The organism is Acinetobacter sp. NEB149 (genome assembly GCF_012516415.1).
Classification (GTDB): Bacteria; Pseudomonadota; Gammaproteobacteria; order Pseudomonadales; family Moraxellaceae; genus Acinetobacter; species Acinetobacter lwoffii_V.
This window is the reverse complement of record NZ_CP051208.1, coordinates 1,575,972-1,594,631: the sequence shown is the minus strand read 5'-3', so window position 1 is coordinate 1,594,631 and position 18,660 is coordinate 1,575,972. Positions and strand designations below refer to the sequence as shown.

The window sequence follows — 18,660 nt, the reverse complement described above, 5'->3', positions numbered from 1 at the left end:
ATTCCTTTTTTACTGCTTGCAGGCTTATCGCTGCTGGATGATTTTTTTGCTTTTTAGTTCTTCTATTTCAGCAGAACTTAAATATTGACTCAAAATGGCATCGGTATCTTCACCCAGACAAGGTGGGGCCTTTTTATATTCTACCGGTGTCTTGGAAAGTTTAATCGGAGAACCGATTGAAGTGTAATCTTCACGTAAGGTATGCGGCATCTGAATCACCATATCACGTGCCAATACCTGTTCTTCTTGCAAAGTCTGTTTCAGGTCATTGATCATTCCTACCGGTACTTTAACCGCATGAATCAGATCCACCCAGGTTTTTGCCGGTCGAGTATAGAAATGAGCCTGTAGAACTGTGGTCAGTTCTTCACGATGTGTAACACGCCCAGAATTTTTCAAGAAGCGAGGATCTTCTGCCTCCTTAGTCAAACCAACGGCCTGACACAAAGCTTGAAATTGCAGATCGTTGCCACAGGCAATAATAAATTCACCTTCTTGGGCTTTAAACACCTGATAGGGCACAATATTGGCATGTGCATTTCCGAAGCGACCGGGGACTTTGCCTGAGGTGAGATAATTCATGGCCAGAACAGAGAGGGAAGCAACCTGGGTATCCAGCAGCGCCATATCAATATACTGACCTTCACCGGTTTTCTCACGGGACAACAAAGCCGCCTGAATGGCAATTGCGGCATATAAGCCGGTGGTCAAATCGGCAAAGGCCAGACCCGCTTTTTGTGGGCCACCACCGGGCAGGTCATCACGTTCGCCAGTGACACTCATCATGCCACCCATTCCCTGAACGATAAAATCATAGCCCGGCTCTTGCGCACGCGGACCGTTCTGGCCAAAACCGGTAATGGAACAATATACCAGTCGCGGATTTAGCTGGCTCAGACTTTCATAATCCAGCCCATATCGTTTCAACGAACCGGCTTTATAGTTTTCAATGACTACATCACTCTGTTCAGCAAGTTTTTTGATAATACTTTGACCTTCAGGTGTAGATAAATCGATTGCAACCGAATGCTTGCCACGGTTGGCTGACAGGTAATAAGCCGATTCATGGGTATCTTGCTGGTGATTGTTTTTAAGCCAAGGTGGTCCCCAGATACGGGTATCATCCCCATGATCCGGTTTTTCAATCTTGATCACTTCTGCACCCAGATCAGCCAGAATCTGGCTACACCAGGGCCCAGCCAAAATCCGGCTTAAATCCAGTACACGAAATCCTGTTAAGGCACCCATTATTACGCTCCCTGTTCGATCATATTCAAATGACATATCGTTCTTATCCCTCTTTTTAAAGCTATATGAAAATGAAAGAACAATCAACTTTATGATAATAAATTTCGTATAACAAAATAAAACATCTGAAATGATGAATATTCATCTTATTTTCTTTAGCCTGATGCAAATATAAGTATGAACGAAGAACAAGAGGTCACTGATAAAAAGGAAAAAGCGATCTCCCAGACAGGATTAAAAAAGGAGTCAATCAAGTGAATTAAAAACGGATTAGCCTTAAAGCATATTCATTAGCGGAATAGCTTTAAATATAAAAGATCATGAAAACCTAAGGATAGGAAAACAGAGATTTAAATATGACGGATTTAGCGAGAGAATTAGAAAAGATTAAACCTACGACCAAACGAACGCAGCAAATTGCTTTTATTTTCGCCTTTCTGGCTTTACTGGTAGATGGCGCGGACATGTTGCTGCTGTCTTTCAGTTTAAATAGCCTGAAAGCAGAGTTTGGTCTCAGTAATCTGCAGGCCGGTACACTAGGCAGTTTTACCTTAGCAGGTATGGCGATTGGTGGCTTTATGGGTGGCTGGGCCTGTGACCGTCTGGGCCGTGTACGTACCGTAGTCATTTCGATTCTGGTATTTTCCATATTGACCGCAGCCTTAGGCTTTGCACAGAACTTTGAACAATTTGCTGTTTTACGCTTTCTTTCTGCCTTTGGCATAGGCTCTTTATATATTGCAGCCAATACGCTCATGGCTGAATATGTTCCAACTGAATATCGCACCACGGTTTTAGGTACCTTACAGGCAGGATGGACCGTCGGTTATATTGTGGCCACTGTACTGGCAGGCTGGATCATTCCAGAATATGGCTGGCGAACCCTGTTTTTTATTGCCATTATTCCCTCGGTTATGGCGATTTTTATCCAGAAACTGGTTCCTGAGCCAGAATCCTGGCAGCGTGCACGTTTGCAGCGTCTATATGCCCCAGCTGAAATCACAGCACAGCAACCCGCCAAAAAAAGCACAGTCAAAGAGATTTTCGCGGATCCTGCGAATCGTAGAATGTTTATTTTGTGGATCTTTACGGCCGGTTTTCTGCAATTTGGCTACTATGGCGTAAACAACTGGATGCCGGCATATCTGGAATCTGAATTGCACATGAATTTTAAATCCATGGCAGGCTATATGATTGGTACCTATGTAGCCATGATTTTCGGAAAAATTCTGGCGGGCTTTGCCGCAGACCGTCTGGGTAGACGCGCTGTCTTTTCGTTTGGAGCAATTGGAACGGCGATTTTCCTGCCCGTGATTGTGCTATTCAATACGCCAGATAACATTGCCTATCTGCTGATATTCTTTGGATTCCTATACGGCATTCCATATGCGATTAATGCCACTTATATGACAGAAAGCTTCGCCACCTCGATTCGTGGTACTGCGGTAGGCGGTGCTTATAATGCAGGTCGTATCGGCGCCATGTTTGCCCCTGCAATTATTGGCGCGGCAGCCAGCGGTGGTTCAATTGGCTTAGGCTTCCTGATTATGGGGGTGCCTATTTCTTGTGTGGCGCAGTGTCCGGGATATTCATTAAAGACCGTCAATACGATCCACAAAAGGCATAATTTCAATTTATAAAAAAGAGCCTGAATTCAGGCTCTTTTTTATATTCTTCAATTAAAGCTATATTTCTATTTGTTTATTCCTGATCCGTTTCTGGTGGTGTTTCAAAAAGTATGCTGAAAAAAACAATATGGCTTTTGATAAAATAGAGGTATGAAAATAACGCTACAAATCAAATGTCCTACCTGTCTAAGTAACAATATAAAGAGAAATGGCATCAAAGTAGATGGGAAACAAAACCATCAGTGCAAAGATTGCAAACGTCAATTTATTGGTGATCATGCATTAAGCTATCAAGGGTGTAACTCAGGTATTACCGGCAAGATATTACATTTAATGGTCAGAGGAAGCGGTGTAAGAGATATTGCTGAAGTCGAGCGTATCAGCATTGGCAAGGTATTACGAACCTTAAGTGAATCGATCTATCAGATTCAGCCTAAACAAAGCCACTACGAATGTCTTGAAGTCGATGAACTTTGGACTTTTGTAGGGAATAAGAAAAATAAACAATGGCTTATTTATGCCTACCATCGAGAATCTGGAGAAATTGTTGCTTATGTTTGGGGTAAGCGGGATTTAGCAACGGTTCAACGTCTTAAAGCTAGACTTAAAAAGCTTGGGGTTCAATATGCTCGAATTGCGAGTGATCATTGGGATAGTTTTATCACAGCATTTCAATGTTGCAAGCAAGTGATCGGTAAGTTTTTTACCGTCGGTATTGAAGGTAACAATTGTAGAATTCGTCATCGAATCAGGCGTGGATTTAGGAGAAGTTGCAACTTTTCTAAAAAGCTCGAAAATCATTTTAAAGCCTTTGATTTGACTTTCTTTTACCTTAATAACGGATTTGTTTAACGCCAGCATACTTTTTGAAACACCACCCCGTTTCTTTATGCAGATGAATACTTTTTAAACCATCATTTACTTTATTGAGCAGATGAATTAGGGTAACCACATCATCAAAAGCCAGCTTATTTAAGGCCTGACCATAAAAATCAAAGAAATCAGCTTGCAAGTTGTCCCATGTGTCCAAGCTGGGATGTAGCCAAAGCAGTGGATCTAATTCATCAGCATCAGGTGAATTTCACCATGGCCTCGACCCCATTCCTGAATGACCTGTCCAATACCCTGGCGGAACAGCATGACAAGGTTGATTCACTAAAAATTTTCCTGTGTGCTGATGCACCCATTCCGGGGCCATTGGTACAAAAAGCCCGGGAAATTCTGGGCATTAAAGTCATATCCGCTTGGGGTATGACCGAATGTGGTGCAGTGACGCTGACCCGACCTGAAGATGAGGATGAACACTCTTTCAATACTGATGGCATCGCTTTGCCAGGTGTGGAAATCAAGATCGTGGATAAAAAAGGTCAGACCAAAGCCGTGAATGAATCCGGGCGTTTGATGATCCGCACCTGTTCAAATTTTGGCGGTTATTTAAAACGTCCACATTACGAGCAGGGCTATATCCGGATTTGTGGACGTAAAAAGGATGTAATTATCCGTGGCGGAGAAAATATTCCGGTCGCGGAAATTGAATCACTACTTTATAAGCATCCGAATATTGCAACAGTAGCTTTGGTCGCTTATGCAGATGAGCGAATGGGCGAGCGTGCTTGTGCAATCATCAAGCTGAAAGATCCGTCACAGCCGTTAAGTTTTAATGAACTGGTAGATTTTCTAAAAACTCATAATCTGGCCATGCAATATCTTCCGGAACGTTTGGAAATCTGGGAGGATATTCCGATGACGCCATCGGGAAAAATCCAGAAATTTAAACTCAGAGAATTACTGGCTCAGCATATTGCCTCAACGACAGTTGAAGCGAACTAAATCTGGGAATAAATAGATAAATTAAACCCTGAATAATATTGCCTTATTCAGGGTTTTTCTTTTTCAAAGAAAATGATCTAAAGGTTTAATGCAAACTTTAGAATCACGTCTATTTTAATAATTTTAATAAGACTTCAGCCGTTGCAGCAGAAGAGGCCGGGTTTTGTCCAGTAATGAGCAGACCATCTTGTTGCACGTATACCTGCCAGTCCTCAGCTTTGGAATATTTCCCACCTTTTTCTTTCAGCATGTCTTCAACTAAAAACGGAACGATGTCTGTCAAACCCACGCCGTCTTCTTCAGTGTTACTGAAACCGGTGACTGTTTTGCCTTCTACAATAGAACGGCCTTCGGAATCTTTCACATCACGCAGGACACCCGGAGCATGACAGACCAGCGCAACAGGTTTATCTGCCTGCAAGGTTTGCTCAATTAAAGAAATGGAATTCTGGTCTTTGGCCAGATCCCATAGCGGTCCATGACCACCCGGATAGAACACGGCATCAAAATCCTGATTTAAGACTTCACCCAACTTGTGTGTATTGGCAAGAGCCTGCATGGCCGATGCATCTGCTTCAAAGCGTTTGGTGGTTTCGGTTTGCGCATCCGGCTCATTACTTTTTGGATCTAGCGGTGGCTGACCACCTGCAGGAGAAGCCAAAACTACCTCTGCGCCTGCATCGACAAAGGTGTAATAAGGCGCAGCCAACTCTTCCAGCCAGAAGCCGGTTTTTTTGCCGGTATCGCCAAGCTGGTCATGTGAAGTCAGTACCATCAAGATTTTCATATTATTTTCCTGTAGCTCGTTAAACATCGTGAATGATCGACTGTTAATTTAACAAGTCACAGAGATCAGGAGTGTTGTGATACGTTCATTTGCTGTATCGATACGTTGTTGTTTCAGTTGATTTAACTAAGGTGTATAGGCTTGCAACGTGAACAGTTTATTCAAGATCTCTCATCTGCCCATTAACAGGTCTTGCTGAAGATCAGCCTGCTTGCGCAGGAAATCCCAGACCAGTTTTATTTTTGGTTCATGTTGCAGATCGACCAGCGTCAGCATCCAGAAAGTGTGGGTAAAACTGAGCTGCTGACCCAGCACCTCTTTCAGTTCACTTTTATCATTGACCAGAAATTTCGGCAAAATGGCCAGTCCAGCACCTGCACGAACCGCAATTTCCTGCGCCAGAATACTATTACTGCGAAAACAGGCACTGACCTGCAAGGGAAGACGCTCCAGCGAATACAGTGCAGTGCTATAGACGAGATCATCAATATAATCGACAAAACGGTGCTGCTGGAGGTCTTCCAGTTTTTTAATTTCCGGATTTTGCTGTAAATAATGCTGGCTGCCATACAGTTTCAGGCAGTAGTTAGACAAACGAGTAATGATATAGGGGCCAGATTTGGGCCGGTCAATCGCGATCACAATATCGGCTTCTCGATGTGAAAGTTTGATCGCTTTCGGTACCGGAATCAGGTCAATGGTCAGCAAAGGATAATGCTGGGAAAATTCTGCCAAAAGACGGGCTAAAAATGCCGTACCAAAACCTTCTGGCGCACCAATCCGGACCCGACCTTGCAAAGGGTCGTGGCGCTTGTCAATCTGGATAAAGGACTGCTCCATCTGTTCCACACGCGGTACCAGTGCCAGACCTTCCGAGGTCAGTTCATAACCGGTGGCTTCGCGCTTAAACAGTTGAGTACCGAGGGTATTTTCCAGGGCCTGAATCCGCCGTGCCACGGTACTGTGTTCAACCCCAATCAAGCGTGCTGCATTGGTAAGCGTTTTAGCACGTGCCAAAACTAAAAAGAAACGTAAATGATCCCAATCCACTTTCATCTTCTATTTAACATCCTGTTAAATCCCTGTGCAAATTTGCACAATCATCGTGCATCATTTTCTATTGGTGGTCAAAGTGTTCTTTGTTAGTCTGCTGAAACAGCGTAAAAATTATACGTTAAATAAAAGCCAGTAAAGGCAAATACAACGACAATAACAAACCAGCACGGAGCGACCATGAACGCCATTTCTCATCCACAGCAAAGTACCGGATTCACCACCGCAAAACTTCTCATTAATGGTGAATTTGTCGAATCAAAAACCAGCCATTGGCAAGATATTGTTAATCCTGCCACTCAGGAAGTCTTGGGGCAGGTGCCATTTGCTACTACAGAAGAAGTCAATGCTGCGATTGCGGCTGCGCAAAATGCCTTTACCAGCTGGCGCCAAACCCCGATCCAGGCACGCATGCGCATCATGCTGAAGCTGCAGGATCTGATTCGTACAAACCTAAAAAGTATTGCCCAGGTCTTAACAGCAGAACAGGGGAAAACTCTGGCCGATGCCGAAGGTGATATTCAGCGCGGTCTGGAAGTGGTGGAGCATGCCTGTTCGATCGGTTCACTACAAATGGGTGAGTATATTGAAGGTGTGGCACGCGGTGTCGATACCTATACCTTGCAGCAACCCTTGGGTGTCTGTGCAGGAATTACCCCGTTTAACTTTCCGGCGATGATTCCACTGTGGATGTTCCCGATGGCGATTGTCTGCGGCAATACCTTTGTATTAAAACCCTCAGAACAGGATCCGCTATCGACCATGATGCTGGTTGAGTTAGCGATTCAAGCCGGTGTACCGGCTGGCGTACTGAATGTAGTACATGGCGGCAAAGAAGTGGTCGATTTACTGTGTACCCATCGCGACATTAAAGCGATTTCTTTTGTTGGTTCAACCGCGGTCGGTACGCATGTCTATAACCTGGCAGGCCAGCACGGCAAGCGTGTGCAGTCTATGATGGGCGCTAAAAACCATGTCGTGGTAATGCCAGATGCGAATAAAGAACAGACCTTAAATGCGTTGGTCGGTGCAGCTTTTGGTGCAGCAGGTCAGCGTTGTATGGCACTTTCGGTGGCGGTAATGGTCGGTGAGACCAAGCACTGGGTCGATGAACTGGTCAATAAAACCAAAACCTTAAAGGTAAATGCCGGGCATGAACCGAATACCGATGTTGGACCAGTGATTTCAACCCGTGCCAAATCGCGTGTCATCGATTTAATTAACAGTGGTGTTGAACAGGGTGCCGAACTGCTACTCGATGGCCGTGATGTGCAGGTTCCAGGCTATGAACAGGGTAATTTTGTCGGACCAACGATTTTTAATCAGGTCACGACCGATATGCGCATTTATAAAGAAGAAGTATTTGGTCCGGTACTGGCGATCATGCATGTCGATACTTTGGAACAGGCGATTGCACTGATTAATGCCAATCCGTTTGGTAATGGCGTTGGACTGTTTACCCAAAATGGCAATACGGCACGTACCTTCCAGAACCAGATTGATATCGGTCAGGTGGGCATTAACATTCCAATTCCTGTACCTGTGCCTTTCTTCAGTTTTACCGGTTCACGCGGTTCAAAACTGGGTGATCTAGGTCCTTATGGCAAACAGGCGGTGCAGTTCTATACCCAGACCAAAACCATTACCAGCCGATGGTTTGAAGATGACCAGGAAACCACTGGTGTCAATACCACAATCAGTCTGCGTTAAGGAGCATCAGCATGAAGATTGCATTTATCGGTTTAGGCAACATGGGCGGTTCTATGGCGCAAAACCTGCTCAAGTCGGGTCATCAAGTTTTTGGTTATGACTTAAGTGCAGTGGCTTTACAGCATTTTGCAGAAGTGGGCGGTATCGTCTGCGACAGTCCACAAGCTGCCGCGAAGCAGGCGGAGATCGTGGTCAGCATGTTGCCCGCCGCCAAGCATGTGCGTGAAGTCTATTTAGGTGAACACGGTATTCTGGAGGTGCTTCAAGCAGGCAGCTTATGTATCGACAGCAGCACCATTGATCCACAAACCATTCAGGAGGTTGCCGCAGCAGCGCAAGCCAAACAGATTCGCGTCTGTGATGCACCGGTATCCGGCGGTACTTTAGGAGCCAAAGATGGCACTTTAACCTTCATGGTCGGTGCAGATGCTGCCACCTTTGAGGCAGTCAAACCGGTTCTCGGCTGTATGGGTAAAAATCTGGTGCATTGTGGTGCAGTGGGAACAGGACAGGTGGCAAAAATCTGTAATAACCTGATTCTGGGTATTTCCATGACCGCCGTTGCAGAAGGCATGGCACTCGGGGCTAAACTTGGCATTGATCCGCAGGCACTGGCAGGCGTGATCAACAGTTCTACCGGGCGTTGCTGGAGTTCTGAAATTTATAATCCATGGCCCGATATTTGTGCCAATGCGCCGTCATCGCGAGGTTATACCGATGGCTTTGCCGCACAATTGATGCTCAAAGATTTAGGTTTGGCCGTCGATGCAGCGCAACAGGTGGATCAGCCGGTGGTTCTGGGCAGCATGGTACAAAAACTCTATCAACAACTGTGTCAGGAAGGCGATGCCCATCTGGACTTCTCCAGCATCATGCATCAATACACCACGCCACCTGCTTAAAACTTAAAAGATTCAGATGGAGCAAGGATTCGCTTCAATAATTACACCTTGTCAGTAATAACGATAAATTCAGGCTGAGGTTTAACATGTTAAATTATCAAACAACAGTTCAAAACTTTGATTTAGATGCGGTTGCAAGTCAGTATCTCTCCGGTTCAATGCAGGCAGTAAATGCCTGTTATGAATGCTGTGACCGTCATGCCGATTCCGATGCCATTGCCTTATACTGGCATGGTAAAGATGGCAGAAAAGAACAATATAGTTTTGCCGAACTCAAAAAATATTCCAGCCAGTTTGCCAACTTTTTAAAGTCTCAAGGCATTGGTAAAGGCGACCGCGTTTCCGGATTATTACCACGTACTCCCGAGTTGATCATTACTATTTTGGCAACCTGGCGGATTGGTGCTGTCTATCAACCCTTATTTACGGCCTTTGGTCCCAAAGCCATCGAGCATCGTATTCAGCTGGCGCAAAGCAAGCTGGTGGTGACTGATCTGGCGAATCGGGACAAATTATCCGAGATCAGCAACTGTCCACCGATTGTGACGGTACATGCCGAAACTGAGGCAGAGCGCTATCCGCACGACCTCAGCTTCTGGACGGTATTAAACCGTCAGGCTGAAGCTTGTGAGCTGGAAATCCTGAATGTCGATGATCCATTTTTATTGATGTTTACCTCCGGTACTACTGGACCAGCGAAACCTCTTAAAGTCCCTTTAAAAGCGCTGATTGCTTTTGCAAGCTATATGCAAAATGCCATTGGTCTAACTCCTGAAGATGCTTTCTGGAATATTGCTGATCCCGGCTGGGCCTACGGTTTGTATTACGCGATTACTGGTCCTTTAATGCTTGGACACTCGACCTTATTTTATGAAGGCGGTTTTAATGCAGAAAGTGTCTGCGAAATTGTTAAGGAATATGGCATTACCAATCTGGCCGGTGCACCGACTGCTTATCGCATGATGATGGCGGCCGATCCTGCTCAAATGGCAAAACTACGCGGTAAGTTACGTGTTGTCAGCAGTGCGGGAGAACCGTTAAATCCGGAAGTGATCCGCTGGTTTAAAGAGGTGCTAGATGTGCCGATTTATGACCATTATGGCCAGACCGAAGTCGGTATGGTGGTGTGTAACCATCATGCGCTGGAGCATCCGGTGCGTTCAGGTTCAGCAGGTTTTGCCAGCCCGGGTTACCGGATTGCCGTTGTCGATGAACAGGGTCATGAGCTCCCTGCGGACGTTCCGGGCATTCTGGCGGTGGATATCAGCCAATCCCCAATGATGTGGTTTTCGGGCTATGAAGAAAGCCGCAAATCGCCTTTTGTCGGCCATTACTACTTAACCGGAGATACCGCGGAAATTCATGCCGATGGCAGTATGAGTTTTGTGGGACGTAGTGATGATGTCATTACTACCTCGGGCTATCGGGTGGGGCCGTTTGATGTGGAAAGTGCCTTGCTGGAACACGATGCAGTGATTGAAGCGGCGGTGATTGGCGTACCGGATCCCGAGCGGACCGAAATCATTAAAGCCTTTGTGATTCTGGCTGGTCATTCTCCTGCAACTGCCGAGCTGCAGGAAGAGCTGGGTCAATTTGTGAAAAAGCGTTTATCTGCGCATGCCTATCCGCGTCTGATTGAATTTGTGACCGAATTGCCGAAAACCCCAAGCGGTAAAATTCAACGCTTTTTACTGCGCAATCAGGAAATCAACAAGCAGCAATCCAAAACTGCATAAGCTCATAAAGCCAACAGATTGAATAAGAAGATTAAATAAAGAGATTGAAGGAAGCATCGATGCAATTAACGGAAGAACAACACCTGATTCAGGATATGGCCAAAAGCTTCGCCCAGGAACAGATTAAACCCTTTGCCAGCGAGTGGGATCAAAAAGGCATCTTTCCCAAAGATGCCTTGGCCCAAATGGGAGAGCTGGGTTTTTTAGGCATGCTGATTCCGGAAGAATGGGGCGGCTCGGGCACAGGTACGCTGGCTTATGTTCTGGCCTTGGAAGAAGTCGCTGCGGCCGATGGTGCAACATCCGCGATTATGAGCGTACATAACTCGGTGGGTTGTGTGCCGATTTTCAAGTTCGGCACGGAACAGCAAAAGCAGCAATTTCTAAAGCCTTTGGCCCAAGGTGAAATGATTGGTGCCTTTGCCTTAACCGAACCACATACCGGATCGGATGCTGCCGCGATTAAAACCCGGGCGGTCAAGGACGGCGATCATTACATCATCAATGGCGCGAAACAGTTTATTACTTCTGGCCACAATGCCGGGATGATTATTGTGTTTGCCGTGACTGATCCAGGCGCGGGCAAAAAAGGCATGAGTGCATTTTTAGTGCCGCGCGACACACCTGGCTATGAAGTGATTCGGGTGGAAGAAAAACTCGGCCTGCATGCTTCGGATACCTGTCAGATTGCCTTAACCGATGTCCGCATTCATGAAAGTTTAAGACTCGGTGCCGAAGGCGAAGGTTTAAAAATTGCCTTGGCCAATCTGGAAGGCGGGCGGATCGGTATTGCCGCACAAGCCGTTGGTTTGGCACGTGCCGCTTTAGAAGAAGCAACGGCCTATGCGCATGATCGCGTGGCTTTTGGCAAACCGATTTTTGAACAGCAGGCGATTTCGTTCAGGCTGGCCAGTATGGCGACTGAAATTGAAGCAGCACGCCAACTGGTTCATTTTGCTGCACGTAAAAAGGAAGCTGGCGAAAGCTGTTTGACTGAAGCCTCCATGGCCAAACTATTTGCTTCGGAAATGGCCGAACGCGTGTGTTCCAAGGCGCTACAAATTTTTGGTGGCTATGGCTATCTGAAAGATTTTCCGATTGAACGCATCTATCGGGATGCGCGGATTTGTCAGATCTATGAAGGCACCAGCGATATTCAGCGTCTGGTGATTGCACGCAGTTTATAAGGAATTAAAAAGGATTTTTATCATGCAATGGCAAACCATTTTACTCGAACAACGTAACGGTGTTGGACTGATTACCTTAAACCGTCCTCAGGTGTTAAATGCACTGAATAACCAGCTGATTGTCGAGGTCAATCAGGCTCTTGATCAGCTGGAAAAAGACCCCGAAATTGGTTGTATCGTGATTACCGGTTCGGAAAAAGCTTTTGCTGCTGGTGCCGATATTAAAGAAATGGCAGATCTGAATTTTCCGCAAATTTATCTGGACGATTTTTTTAGTCTGGCCGACCGGATTGCGCAGCGCCGTAAACCTTTAATTGCCGCAGTGAGCGGCTATGCCTTGGGTGGTGGTTGCGAGCTGGCATTGATGTGCGACTTTATTTACTGCGCTGATAATGCAAAATTTGGTTTGCCTGAAGTTACCTTAGGCGTGTTGCCCGGCATTGGCGGGACCCAGCGTTTAACCTTGGCGATTGGTAAGGCCAAAGCCATGGAAATGTGCCTGACTGCACGGCAGATGGGGGCGCAGGAAGCGGAACAAAGTGGTTTGGTCGCTCGGGTTTTTGCGAAGGAAGAATTGCTGGAACAAACCCTGCAAGCTGCCGAGAAAATTGCTGAAAAGTCGCTTACTGCCGTGATGATGATTAAAGAATCAATTAATCGGGCCTTTGAAGTGAGCCTGGCTGAAGGCCTGCGCTTTGAACGCCGGGTTTTCCATTCGATTTTTGCCGGTTCCGATCAAAAGGAAGGCATGCAGGCCTTTGTGGAAAAACGCCCAGCCAAATTTACCCATCAATAAGAAATTCATAATAGGAACAAAAAGAATGAGTGATGAAAATAATTTAGCGATTCGGGTCGCAGGGGGGCTGGGCATTATCAGCCTGGACCGCACCAGCCATTTAAATGCCTTAACCCTGGCGATGATTCAGGGCATTCAGGCGCAACTCGATCAGTGGCTGCATGAACCACAGGTACAAGCGGTTCTGATCAATTCCAACAGTCCCAAGGCGTTCTGTGCCGGAGGAGATATCCGCTATCTGTATGACAGCTATCAGGCCGGCAATACCCAATATCAGGATTTTTTTGCCACTGAATATAAGATGCTGAGCACCTTGCGTAATTTTCCAAAGGCCGTGATCGTGATGATGGATGGCTATGTACTGGGCGGAGGCTTTGGATTGGCTCAAGCCTGTCATATCAAAGTTACGAGTGAAAAATCACGTTTTGCCATGCCAGAAACTGCGATTGGTTTTTTCCCCGATGTCGGTGCTACCCATTTTCTGTCCCGACTGGATGAAGTCGGTGTCTATATGGCATTGACTGGTGAGCAAATCAGTAGCAGTGATGCGCTGTATCTGGATCTGGTGGATTATCATGTGCCGAGTGAGCGTTTTGCTGAATTAGAAGCAGCATTGATTGCAGCACCGGTATTAAACCCGATTGAGATTCAAAAGATCATTAGTTCCTATATTACGCATCCGGTAGAAAGCGAGCTGCAAAAACGTGCAGATCTGATTAATCAGCATTTTGGCTATCAACACCTTGAGGAAATTGAACAGAGTCTTGCTCATACAAGTAACGCAACTGATCAGGAATGGGCCAATAAAATGCGGACCATTTTGCAGCAGCGTCCGGTCATGGCAAAACAGACCAGCCTGAAGTTACAGCAAGCCGGACAGAATTTGTCGCTGGAAAAATGTATGCAGCTAGAACGGGACTTGCAGGATGTCTGGTTAGAGCAGGGCGACTTTATTGAAGGCGTTCGTGCGCTGATTATCGATAAAGACAAAAATCCACAATGGCGAACAGAGAATGCAAAATTTGAAAAGACTTTGCAACAGATCTGGCCGGTCTGGACTCAGCAGCGTATCGAAAATATTACTTAAAGCTGATGCTAAAAGACTCTCTATAATTTAATTATAGAGAGTCTTTAGATGTGTCCTATTATAGCGTCATGAATATGAATTTTGCTTAATGAGACGTTTTCTTTTTCTTGCCGCCCCCATCTTGTTTATTGACCGTTGACCAGGCAATACGTTCGGCTTCTTCCTCAGAATGACCACGTTCTTTTTCGCTTTCTTCAATATGTTCGGCCTGCCGTTTCTGCTTATCGGTATAGGCTGATTTGTCACCTCTAGGCATCTTAATATCCTCATCAGGTTGGGCTGAAATTACTATAACAAGGGCTTATTTTTACAAGGGTAAGTATTTGTTGGAATCATTTTATAAAAACCATTTTTTTAAATATGAAAATCTAAAGATTAAATAGGTGAAGATAACGGTCAGCTAGAACCGCTATCTTCTCTGCCTGATTAGCCATTAATAATACTGCCGCCATTCACATGAATCACCTGACCTGAAATATAACTGGCTTCTTCACTGGCCAGAAATAAATACGCCGGTGCTACTTCACTTGGCTGGCCCATGCGGCCCATTGGGGTACTTTTACCAAAATCTTTAAGCTGTTCTTCATCAAAGCTGCTCGGAATCAATGGTGTCCAGATGGGACCTGGCGCGACCCCATTGACACGAATGCCGGTTTTATTTTTCAATAAATTGGTGGAAAGGCTTCGGGTAAATGTCGTGATGGCACCTTTTGTACTCGCATAGTCAATCAGCTGATCATGTCCGTGATAACTGGTAATACTGGTGGTATTGATAATGCTGTCACCTTCTTGCATATGCGGAATCACCGCCTGAGTCAGGTGGAACATCGACAAAATATTCACATTAAATGTTTTAAGTAATTGCTCGGGCGAGATATCGCTAATACTTTCTTGCGGATACTGAACCCCGGCATTATTGACCAGAATATTAATCGTTTTAAATTCCTGAAGGGTCTGCTCCACCATTTTCTTGATTTCATCTTGATCTTGTAAATCACATTGAATCAGCAGACAACGGCGGCCTTCATCTTCCACCATTTTTTTGGTGTCCCGTGCATCCTGATCTTCATCCAAATAGCAAATGGCAATATCGGCACCTTCGCGAGCAAATAAGACCGATACAGAACGGCCAATTCCGCTATCACCACCAGTAATCAAGGCAACTTTGCCTTTTAATTTTTCACTGCCTTTATAATGCGGTTTAATAATTTCCGGTGCAGGGTCCATTTTGGTTTGCACACCCGGTTGATGGTCTTGTGTTTCAGTTGAAGCTGGGGTTTCAGGATAATGATTCATATCTTTTCCAATTCCAATGATTGTGGCCATATAAGAAAAAATATATTAGAAGCTTTTAGGCAAAATGAGGCTGGACTCAACATTTCATAACAGAATGTATTCGAGATTTATCAATTATTCGTTGAAACGGATCAGGTTGAGCAACCAGAACAGAAAAAGCTGATGAAACAGCTTCTGGCTACACTTTGATAGCTGAGGTGGTCTTGAAAGGTGAAATTTGATTAGGAAAGGTGAGGTATCAACGGAGATTTAAAATCTAGACATACATAGGCCTTTTTTACTGGGCTTGTATATAAAATAAATGGAGAGTTTTTTAACTCTCCATTTATTTATTCATTCTGATGTGTTTAAAAAATTTCTATAGAAATAAATTAAAGATTATCACTTAAATTAATTCTGGCCTGTGCTGCCTTTTCCTTTTTGGCTGAGGCTTTACCCCAGTTAAACTTTTGTGCACAGAAGAGGTGGTCCCACTTGTTTGAACAACTAAAAGCTTATTTATAAGTGATATTCTGCTCTAGTTAAGCTACCTTATTTTGTTGTGGTAGCTGGTCATAGTAAAACTCATCTGGAGTCATTTTGTCCAGACTCGAATGAGGTCGTTTCAAATTATAAAATTCAAAATATGCGTTTAATTGCTTCTTCGCATCCAAAACATTGCTGTAGGCTTTGAGATAAACCTCCTCATATTTAACGCTCCGCCATAATCGTTCAATCATCACATTATCGACCTATGAGCAGCGATGCTGCGCAAGATTACCGTCCATGCTGATTTGGATGTCATTTGATTTTAACACTTCAATAAACGCATCACTGGTAAATTGACTGCCTTGGTCTGTATTAAAGATTTCAGGTCGACCATATTTTTCAATAGCTTCATTTAATGTTTCTATACAAAATGCAACCTCCATACTAATCGATACGCTATGGGCAAGCACCTTACGGCTGTACCAATCAATCACAGCACATAAGTAGACAAAGCCTTTTGCCATAGGGATATATGTTATATCCGTTGCCCACACTTGATTACTCCGTTGAATATTCAATCCTTTGAGCAGATATGGATATTTACGGTGAGCTTGATTGGCCTGACTTAGATTTGGTTTACGATATAACGCATTAATGCCCATTTTTTTCATTAAAGTACGTGTATGACGTCGTCCTATATGATGTCCTTGACGGTTCAATAAATCACGCATCATACGGCTACCTGCAAAAGGGTATTGCATATGTAATTCATCAATACAGCGCATCAGCTTCAGATCTGATGCACTCACAGGTTTTGGGCGATAGTAATAACAACCACGGGAGACTTTCAGTAGCTTAGCTTGCTTAGATACTGAAATCTGAAGTGAGTCGTCGATTAACTTTTGTGGTTGAAGCGGCCCAGTTTCTTCAACACACCTTCTAAAAAATCAATTTCTAATGCCTGCTCACCGATTTTTGCATGTAGTTTTTTTAGATCAATGGGTGGTTCTGCTGGAGCTTTTGATTGATCGAAGGCTTGCGAGGAAGCCGAAATCAATTGATTTTTCCAGTCAATAATTTGGTTTTGATGAACATCAAATTCAGCACTCAATTCAGCAAGTGTTTTTTCTGCTTTAATCGCAGCAAGTGCTACCTTAGCTTTAAAGTCATTTGAATGATTTCTTCTTGGTCTACGTGTCATAAAATACTCCATATATTGATGTTTATAACATCATTTGGGGAGCAAAATATCACTTATAGGTGTTGTTCAAATTTCCTGATCCACCTCTCAGATGCCTAAGCCCACAATAAATAATGCAAGCACACTGGTATAAACCACTTCTTTAAAATAGGTTCCTTCAATAATCATGGTAATTAAAGCGCCGACAATAAAGATAATGACCAGATAAGTGAGCCATGGGAATAACCACATCTTGAATGGAATATTTTGTCCTTCAGCTTCCAGTTTTTTACGTAACTTAAGCTGAGAAATGGCAATAGCAAGATAGACATATAAAGATACGGTACCAGTCGCTAACATCAAGACATCATAAATATTCATACTTTCGGTGGCAGTCAGATAAATCGCCACGAAAGAAAACAGGCTTGAAAAGATGACACCTACCCATGGGCTGTTATTGCGGTTGGTTAAACCGAAACTCTTTGGGGCATCTCCACGTTTCGAGAGGGAATAGACCATGCGTGAACAGGTATAAAGTGCGGAGTTAAAGCAGCTACATACCGAGGTGAGCAAGACAAAATTAACAATATGGCGTGCTTCTGGAATACCGAGTGCAGTAAGCGCTACGCTATACGTACCCCAGGTCGGATCTTTCAATAAAGGATTATTGTGTGGAATCAGGCAAACCGTAATCAACATTGAACCGACATAGAATAAAATGATACGCCATACAATTGAATTAGCGGCCTTACGAATTTCCTTGGCTGGATCTTTGGTTTCAGCTGCTGCTACGGTGACAATCTCTGCTCCCATATAAGCAAACATTACACCCAATAAGGCCGTGATCACCGATGAAAACCCATTAGGCATAAAGCCTTGAGCGGTTAGATGAGTTGTACCACCGAGCATAGAGGCATCGCCCCAAGGCCACAGGTGCATCACGGCCAAACTACCAAACACCAGAAACAGTACAATGGCAATAACTTTGATCAGGGCAAACCAGAACTCGAATTCACCAAAGTTTTTTACGTCACGGAGATTAATCCAGACCAGTGCTACAGTGACCAGAAGCATATAGCCCCAGATCGGGATAAATGGAAACCAGCTATTTAGGATTTTCCCGGCAACAAAGGCTTCCCAGCCCATGAGCAACGTCCAGAAAGACCAGTATAACCAGCCGATAGAAAATCCAGCCCAGCGCCCGATTCCACGATCCGCATAGGTTGAAAATGAACCACTGTCGGGATTCAGTACCGCCATTTCTCCCAGCATACGCATGATGAGTAAAACTAATATTCCACCTAGAGTATAGGCAATGAGTGCAGCCGGCCCTGCAGAATAGATGACATTACCGGAGCCGACAAAGAGTGCTCCACCAATGACACCGGCAATTGAAATCATGGTGAGATGGCGTGATTTAAGTCCGTTTTTTAAGCCGTTTGATGATTCGGAATTGGAGAAATGTTGATGTTCTGCCATATAATTTCCCTTAATATCAATAGCGTAGCGGCAATAAAATTCCTTATTTGGCTTACGCTATCTTATCCTTTGAAACTGTAACCGAATTCATCAGTGCTTGACCAATATTAAGTTAATCTTAATAAAATGAATCCTTGTAACCCTATAGACAGGATCACACTTTGATTAAAGTACGGTTACATGCTGTTCATGTATGCGGTTAATTTCTCTTTTTTGTTGTAAAGTGACGAGAGCCATTTTTGAGCAATTAAAAGGAGCCAATTGGCTTAAGAG

At 44.5% G+C, this 18,660-nt stretch carries 13 protein-coding genes and 4 pseudogenes; 9 read left to right on the top strand and 8 right to left on the bottom strand.

The annotated features are described in order from the left end of the window. Nucleotides 1–24 precede the first annotated feature (24 nt). Nucleotides 25–1,248 carry a CaiB/BaiF CoA transferase family protein gene (locus HGD77_RS07660; RefSeq protein WP_004730946.1) on the bottom strand — a complete coding sequence of 408 codons (1,224 nt, stop codon included), beginning with the start codon at nucleotides 1,246–1,248 and terminating at the stop codon, nucleotides 25–27. Nucleotides 1,249–1,604: 356 nt separating this feature from the next. Between HGD77_RS07660 and HGD77_RS07655 the strand changes: the two are divergent. Both HGD77_RS07655 and HGD77_RS07650 read left to right on the top strand, forming a co-directional pair. Next, nucleotides 1,605–2,875, top strand: a pseudogene (locus HGD77_RS07655) (MFS transporter). 151 nt (nucleotides 2,876–3,026) lie between these two features. Next, a complete protein-coding gene (locus tag HGD77_RS07650; RefSeq protein ID WP_004282345.1) occupies nucleotides 3,027–3,728 on the top strand; it encodes an IS1 family transposase in 702 nt (233 codons plus the stop codon). Here the strand turns inward: HGD77_RS07650 and HGD77_RS07645 are convergent. Next, nucleotides 3,709–3,906 (bottom strand): annotated as a pseudogene (locus HGD77_RS07645) (hypothetical protein); the annotation flags it as partial. The gene HGD77_RS07650 and the pseudogene HGD77_RS07645 sit on opposite strands and share 20 nt — an antisense overlap. Before the next feature lie 2 nt (nucleotides 3,907–3,908). Between HGD77_RS07645 and HGD77_RS07640 the strand changes: the two are divergent. Continuing rightward, a pseudogene (locus HGD77_RS07640) lies at nucleotides 3,909–4,706 on the top strand (AMP-binding protein); the annotation flags it as partial. A gap of 109 nt (nucleotides 4,707–4,815) precedes the next feature. On the opposite strand, the gene HGD77_RS07635 reads toward HGD77_RS07640, so the two are convergent. Together HGD77_RS07635 and HGD77_RS07630 are read right to left on the bottom strand one after the other, a co-directional pair. Beyond that, the gene (locus tag HGD77_RS07635; RefSeq protein ID WP_004730940.1) at nucleotides 4,816–5,493 is read right to left on the bottom strand and encodes a type 1 glutamine amidotransferase domain-containing protein; all 678 of its coding nucleotides are present in this window, start codon (nucleotides 5,491–5,493) and stop codon (nucleotides 4,816–4,818) included. A 171-nt stretch (nucleotides 5,494–5,664) separates the two neighbouring features. Beyond that, nucleotides 5,665–6,549: a LysR family transcriptional regulator gene (locus tag HGD77_RS07630; protein WP_004280289.1), complete on the bottom strand. Its 885-nt coding sequence runs from the start codon at nucleotides 6,547–6,549 to the stop codon at nucleotides 5,665–5,667. Between the two features lie 177 nt (nucleotides 6,550–6,726). On the opposite strand from HGD77_RS07630, the gene HGD77_RS07625 reads away from it, so the two are divergent. The 6 genes from HGD77_RS07625 to HGD77_RS07600 all read left to right on the top strand — a co-directional run bounded on the left by HGD77_RS07625 (nucleotide 6,727) and on the right by HGD77_RS07600 (nucleotide 13,964). Beyond that, nucleotides 6,727–8,256: a CoA-acylating methylmalonate-semialdehyde dehydrogenase gene (locus HGD77_RS07625; RefSeq protein ID WP_004280287.1), complete on the top strand. Its 1,530-nt coding sequence runs from the start codon at nucleotides 6,727–6,729 to the stop codon at nucleotides 8,254–8,256. Nucleotides 8,257–8,267: 11 nt separating this feature from the next. Continuing rightward, nucleotides 8,268–9,158 carry a 3-hydroxyisobutyrate dehydrogenase gene (gene mmsB, locus HGD77_RS07620; RefSeq protein ID WP_004280285.1) on the top strand — a complete coding sequence of 297 codons (891 nt, stop codon included), beginning with the start codon at nucleotides 8,268–8,270 and terminating at the stop codon, nucleotides 9,156–9,158. Between the two features lie 86 nt (nucleotides 9,159–9,244). Further along, nucleotides 9,245–10,894 carry an AMP-binding protein gene (locus tag HGD77_RS07615; protein WP_004730937.1) on the top strand — a complete coding sequence of 550 codons (1,650 nt, stop codon included), beginning with the start codon at nucleotides 9,245–9,247 and terminating at the stop codon, nucleotides 10,892–10,894. Between the two features lie 59 nt (nucleotides 10,895–10,953). Beyond that, complete coding sequence (locus HGD77_RS07610) at nucleotides 10,954–12,081, top strand: acyl-CoA dehydrogenase family protein (RefSeq protein ID WP_004730935.1); 1,128 nt, start codon at nucleotides 10,954–10,956, stop codon at nucleotides 12,079–12,081. A gap of 22 nt (nucleotides 12,082–12,103) precedes the next feature. Beyond that, complete coding sequence (locus HGD77_RS07605) at nucleotides 12,104–12,877, top strand: enoyl-CoA hydratase (protein ID WP_004730933.1); 774 nt, start codon at nucleotides 12,104–12,106, stop codon at nucleotides 12,875–12,877. Nucleotides 12,878–12,902: 25 nt separating this feature from the next. Beyond that, entirely contained in the window at nucleotides 12,903–13,964 is a 1,062-nt protein-coding gene (locus HGD77_RS07600; RefSeq protein ID WP_129716697.1) for an enoyl-CoA hydratase/isomerase family protein, read from the top strand. A gap of 85 nt (nucleotides 13,965–14,049) precedes the next feature. Here the strand turns inward: HGD77_RS07600 and HGD77_RS07595 are convergent, their stop codons facing one another. From HGD77_RS07595 to HGD77_RS07580, 4 genes and pseudogenes are all read right to left on the bottom strand, one after another. After that, nucleotides 14,050–14,220, bottom strand: a complete 171-nt coding sequence (locus tag HGD77_RS07595) for a hypothetical protein (protein ID WP_004280276.1) — start codon at nucleotides 14,218–14,220, stop codon at nucleotides 14,050–14,052. A 170-nt stretch (nucleotides 14,221–14,390) separates the two neighbouring features. Beyond that, the gene (locus HGD77_RS07590) at nucleotides 14,391–15,260 is read right to left on the bottom strand and encodes an SDR family oxidoreductase (RefSeq protein ID WP_004730928.1); all 870 of its coding nucleotides are present in this window, start codon (nucleotides 15,258–15,260) and stop codon (nucleotides 14,391–14,393) included. Between the two features lie 521 nt (nucleotides 15,261–15,781). Continuing rightward, a pseudogene (locus HGD77_RS07585) lies at nucleotides 15,782–16,941 on the bottom strand (IS3 family transposase). 75 nt (nucleotides 16,942–17,016) lie between these two features. Beyond that, complete coding sequence (locus HGD77_RS07580; RefSeq protein ID WP_004729737.1) at nucleotides 17,017–18,387, bottom strand: amino acid permease; 1,371 nt, start codon at nucleotides 18,385–18,387, stop codon at nucleotides 17,017–17,019. Nucleotides 18,388–18,660: the final 273 nt, after the last annotated feature.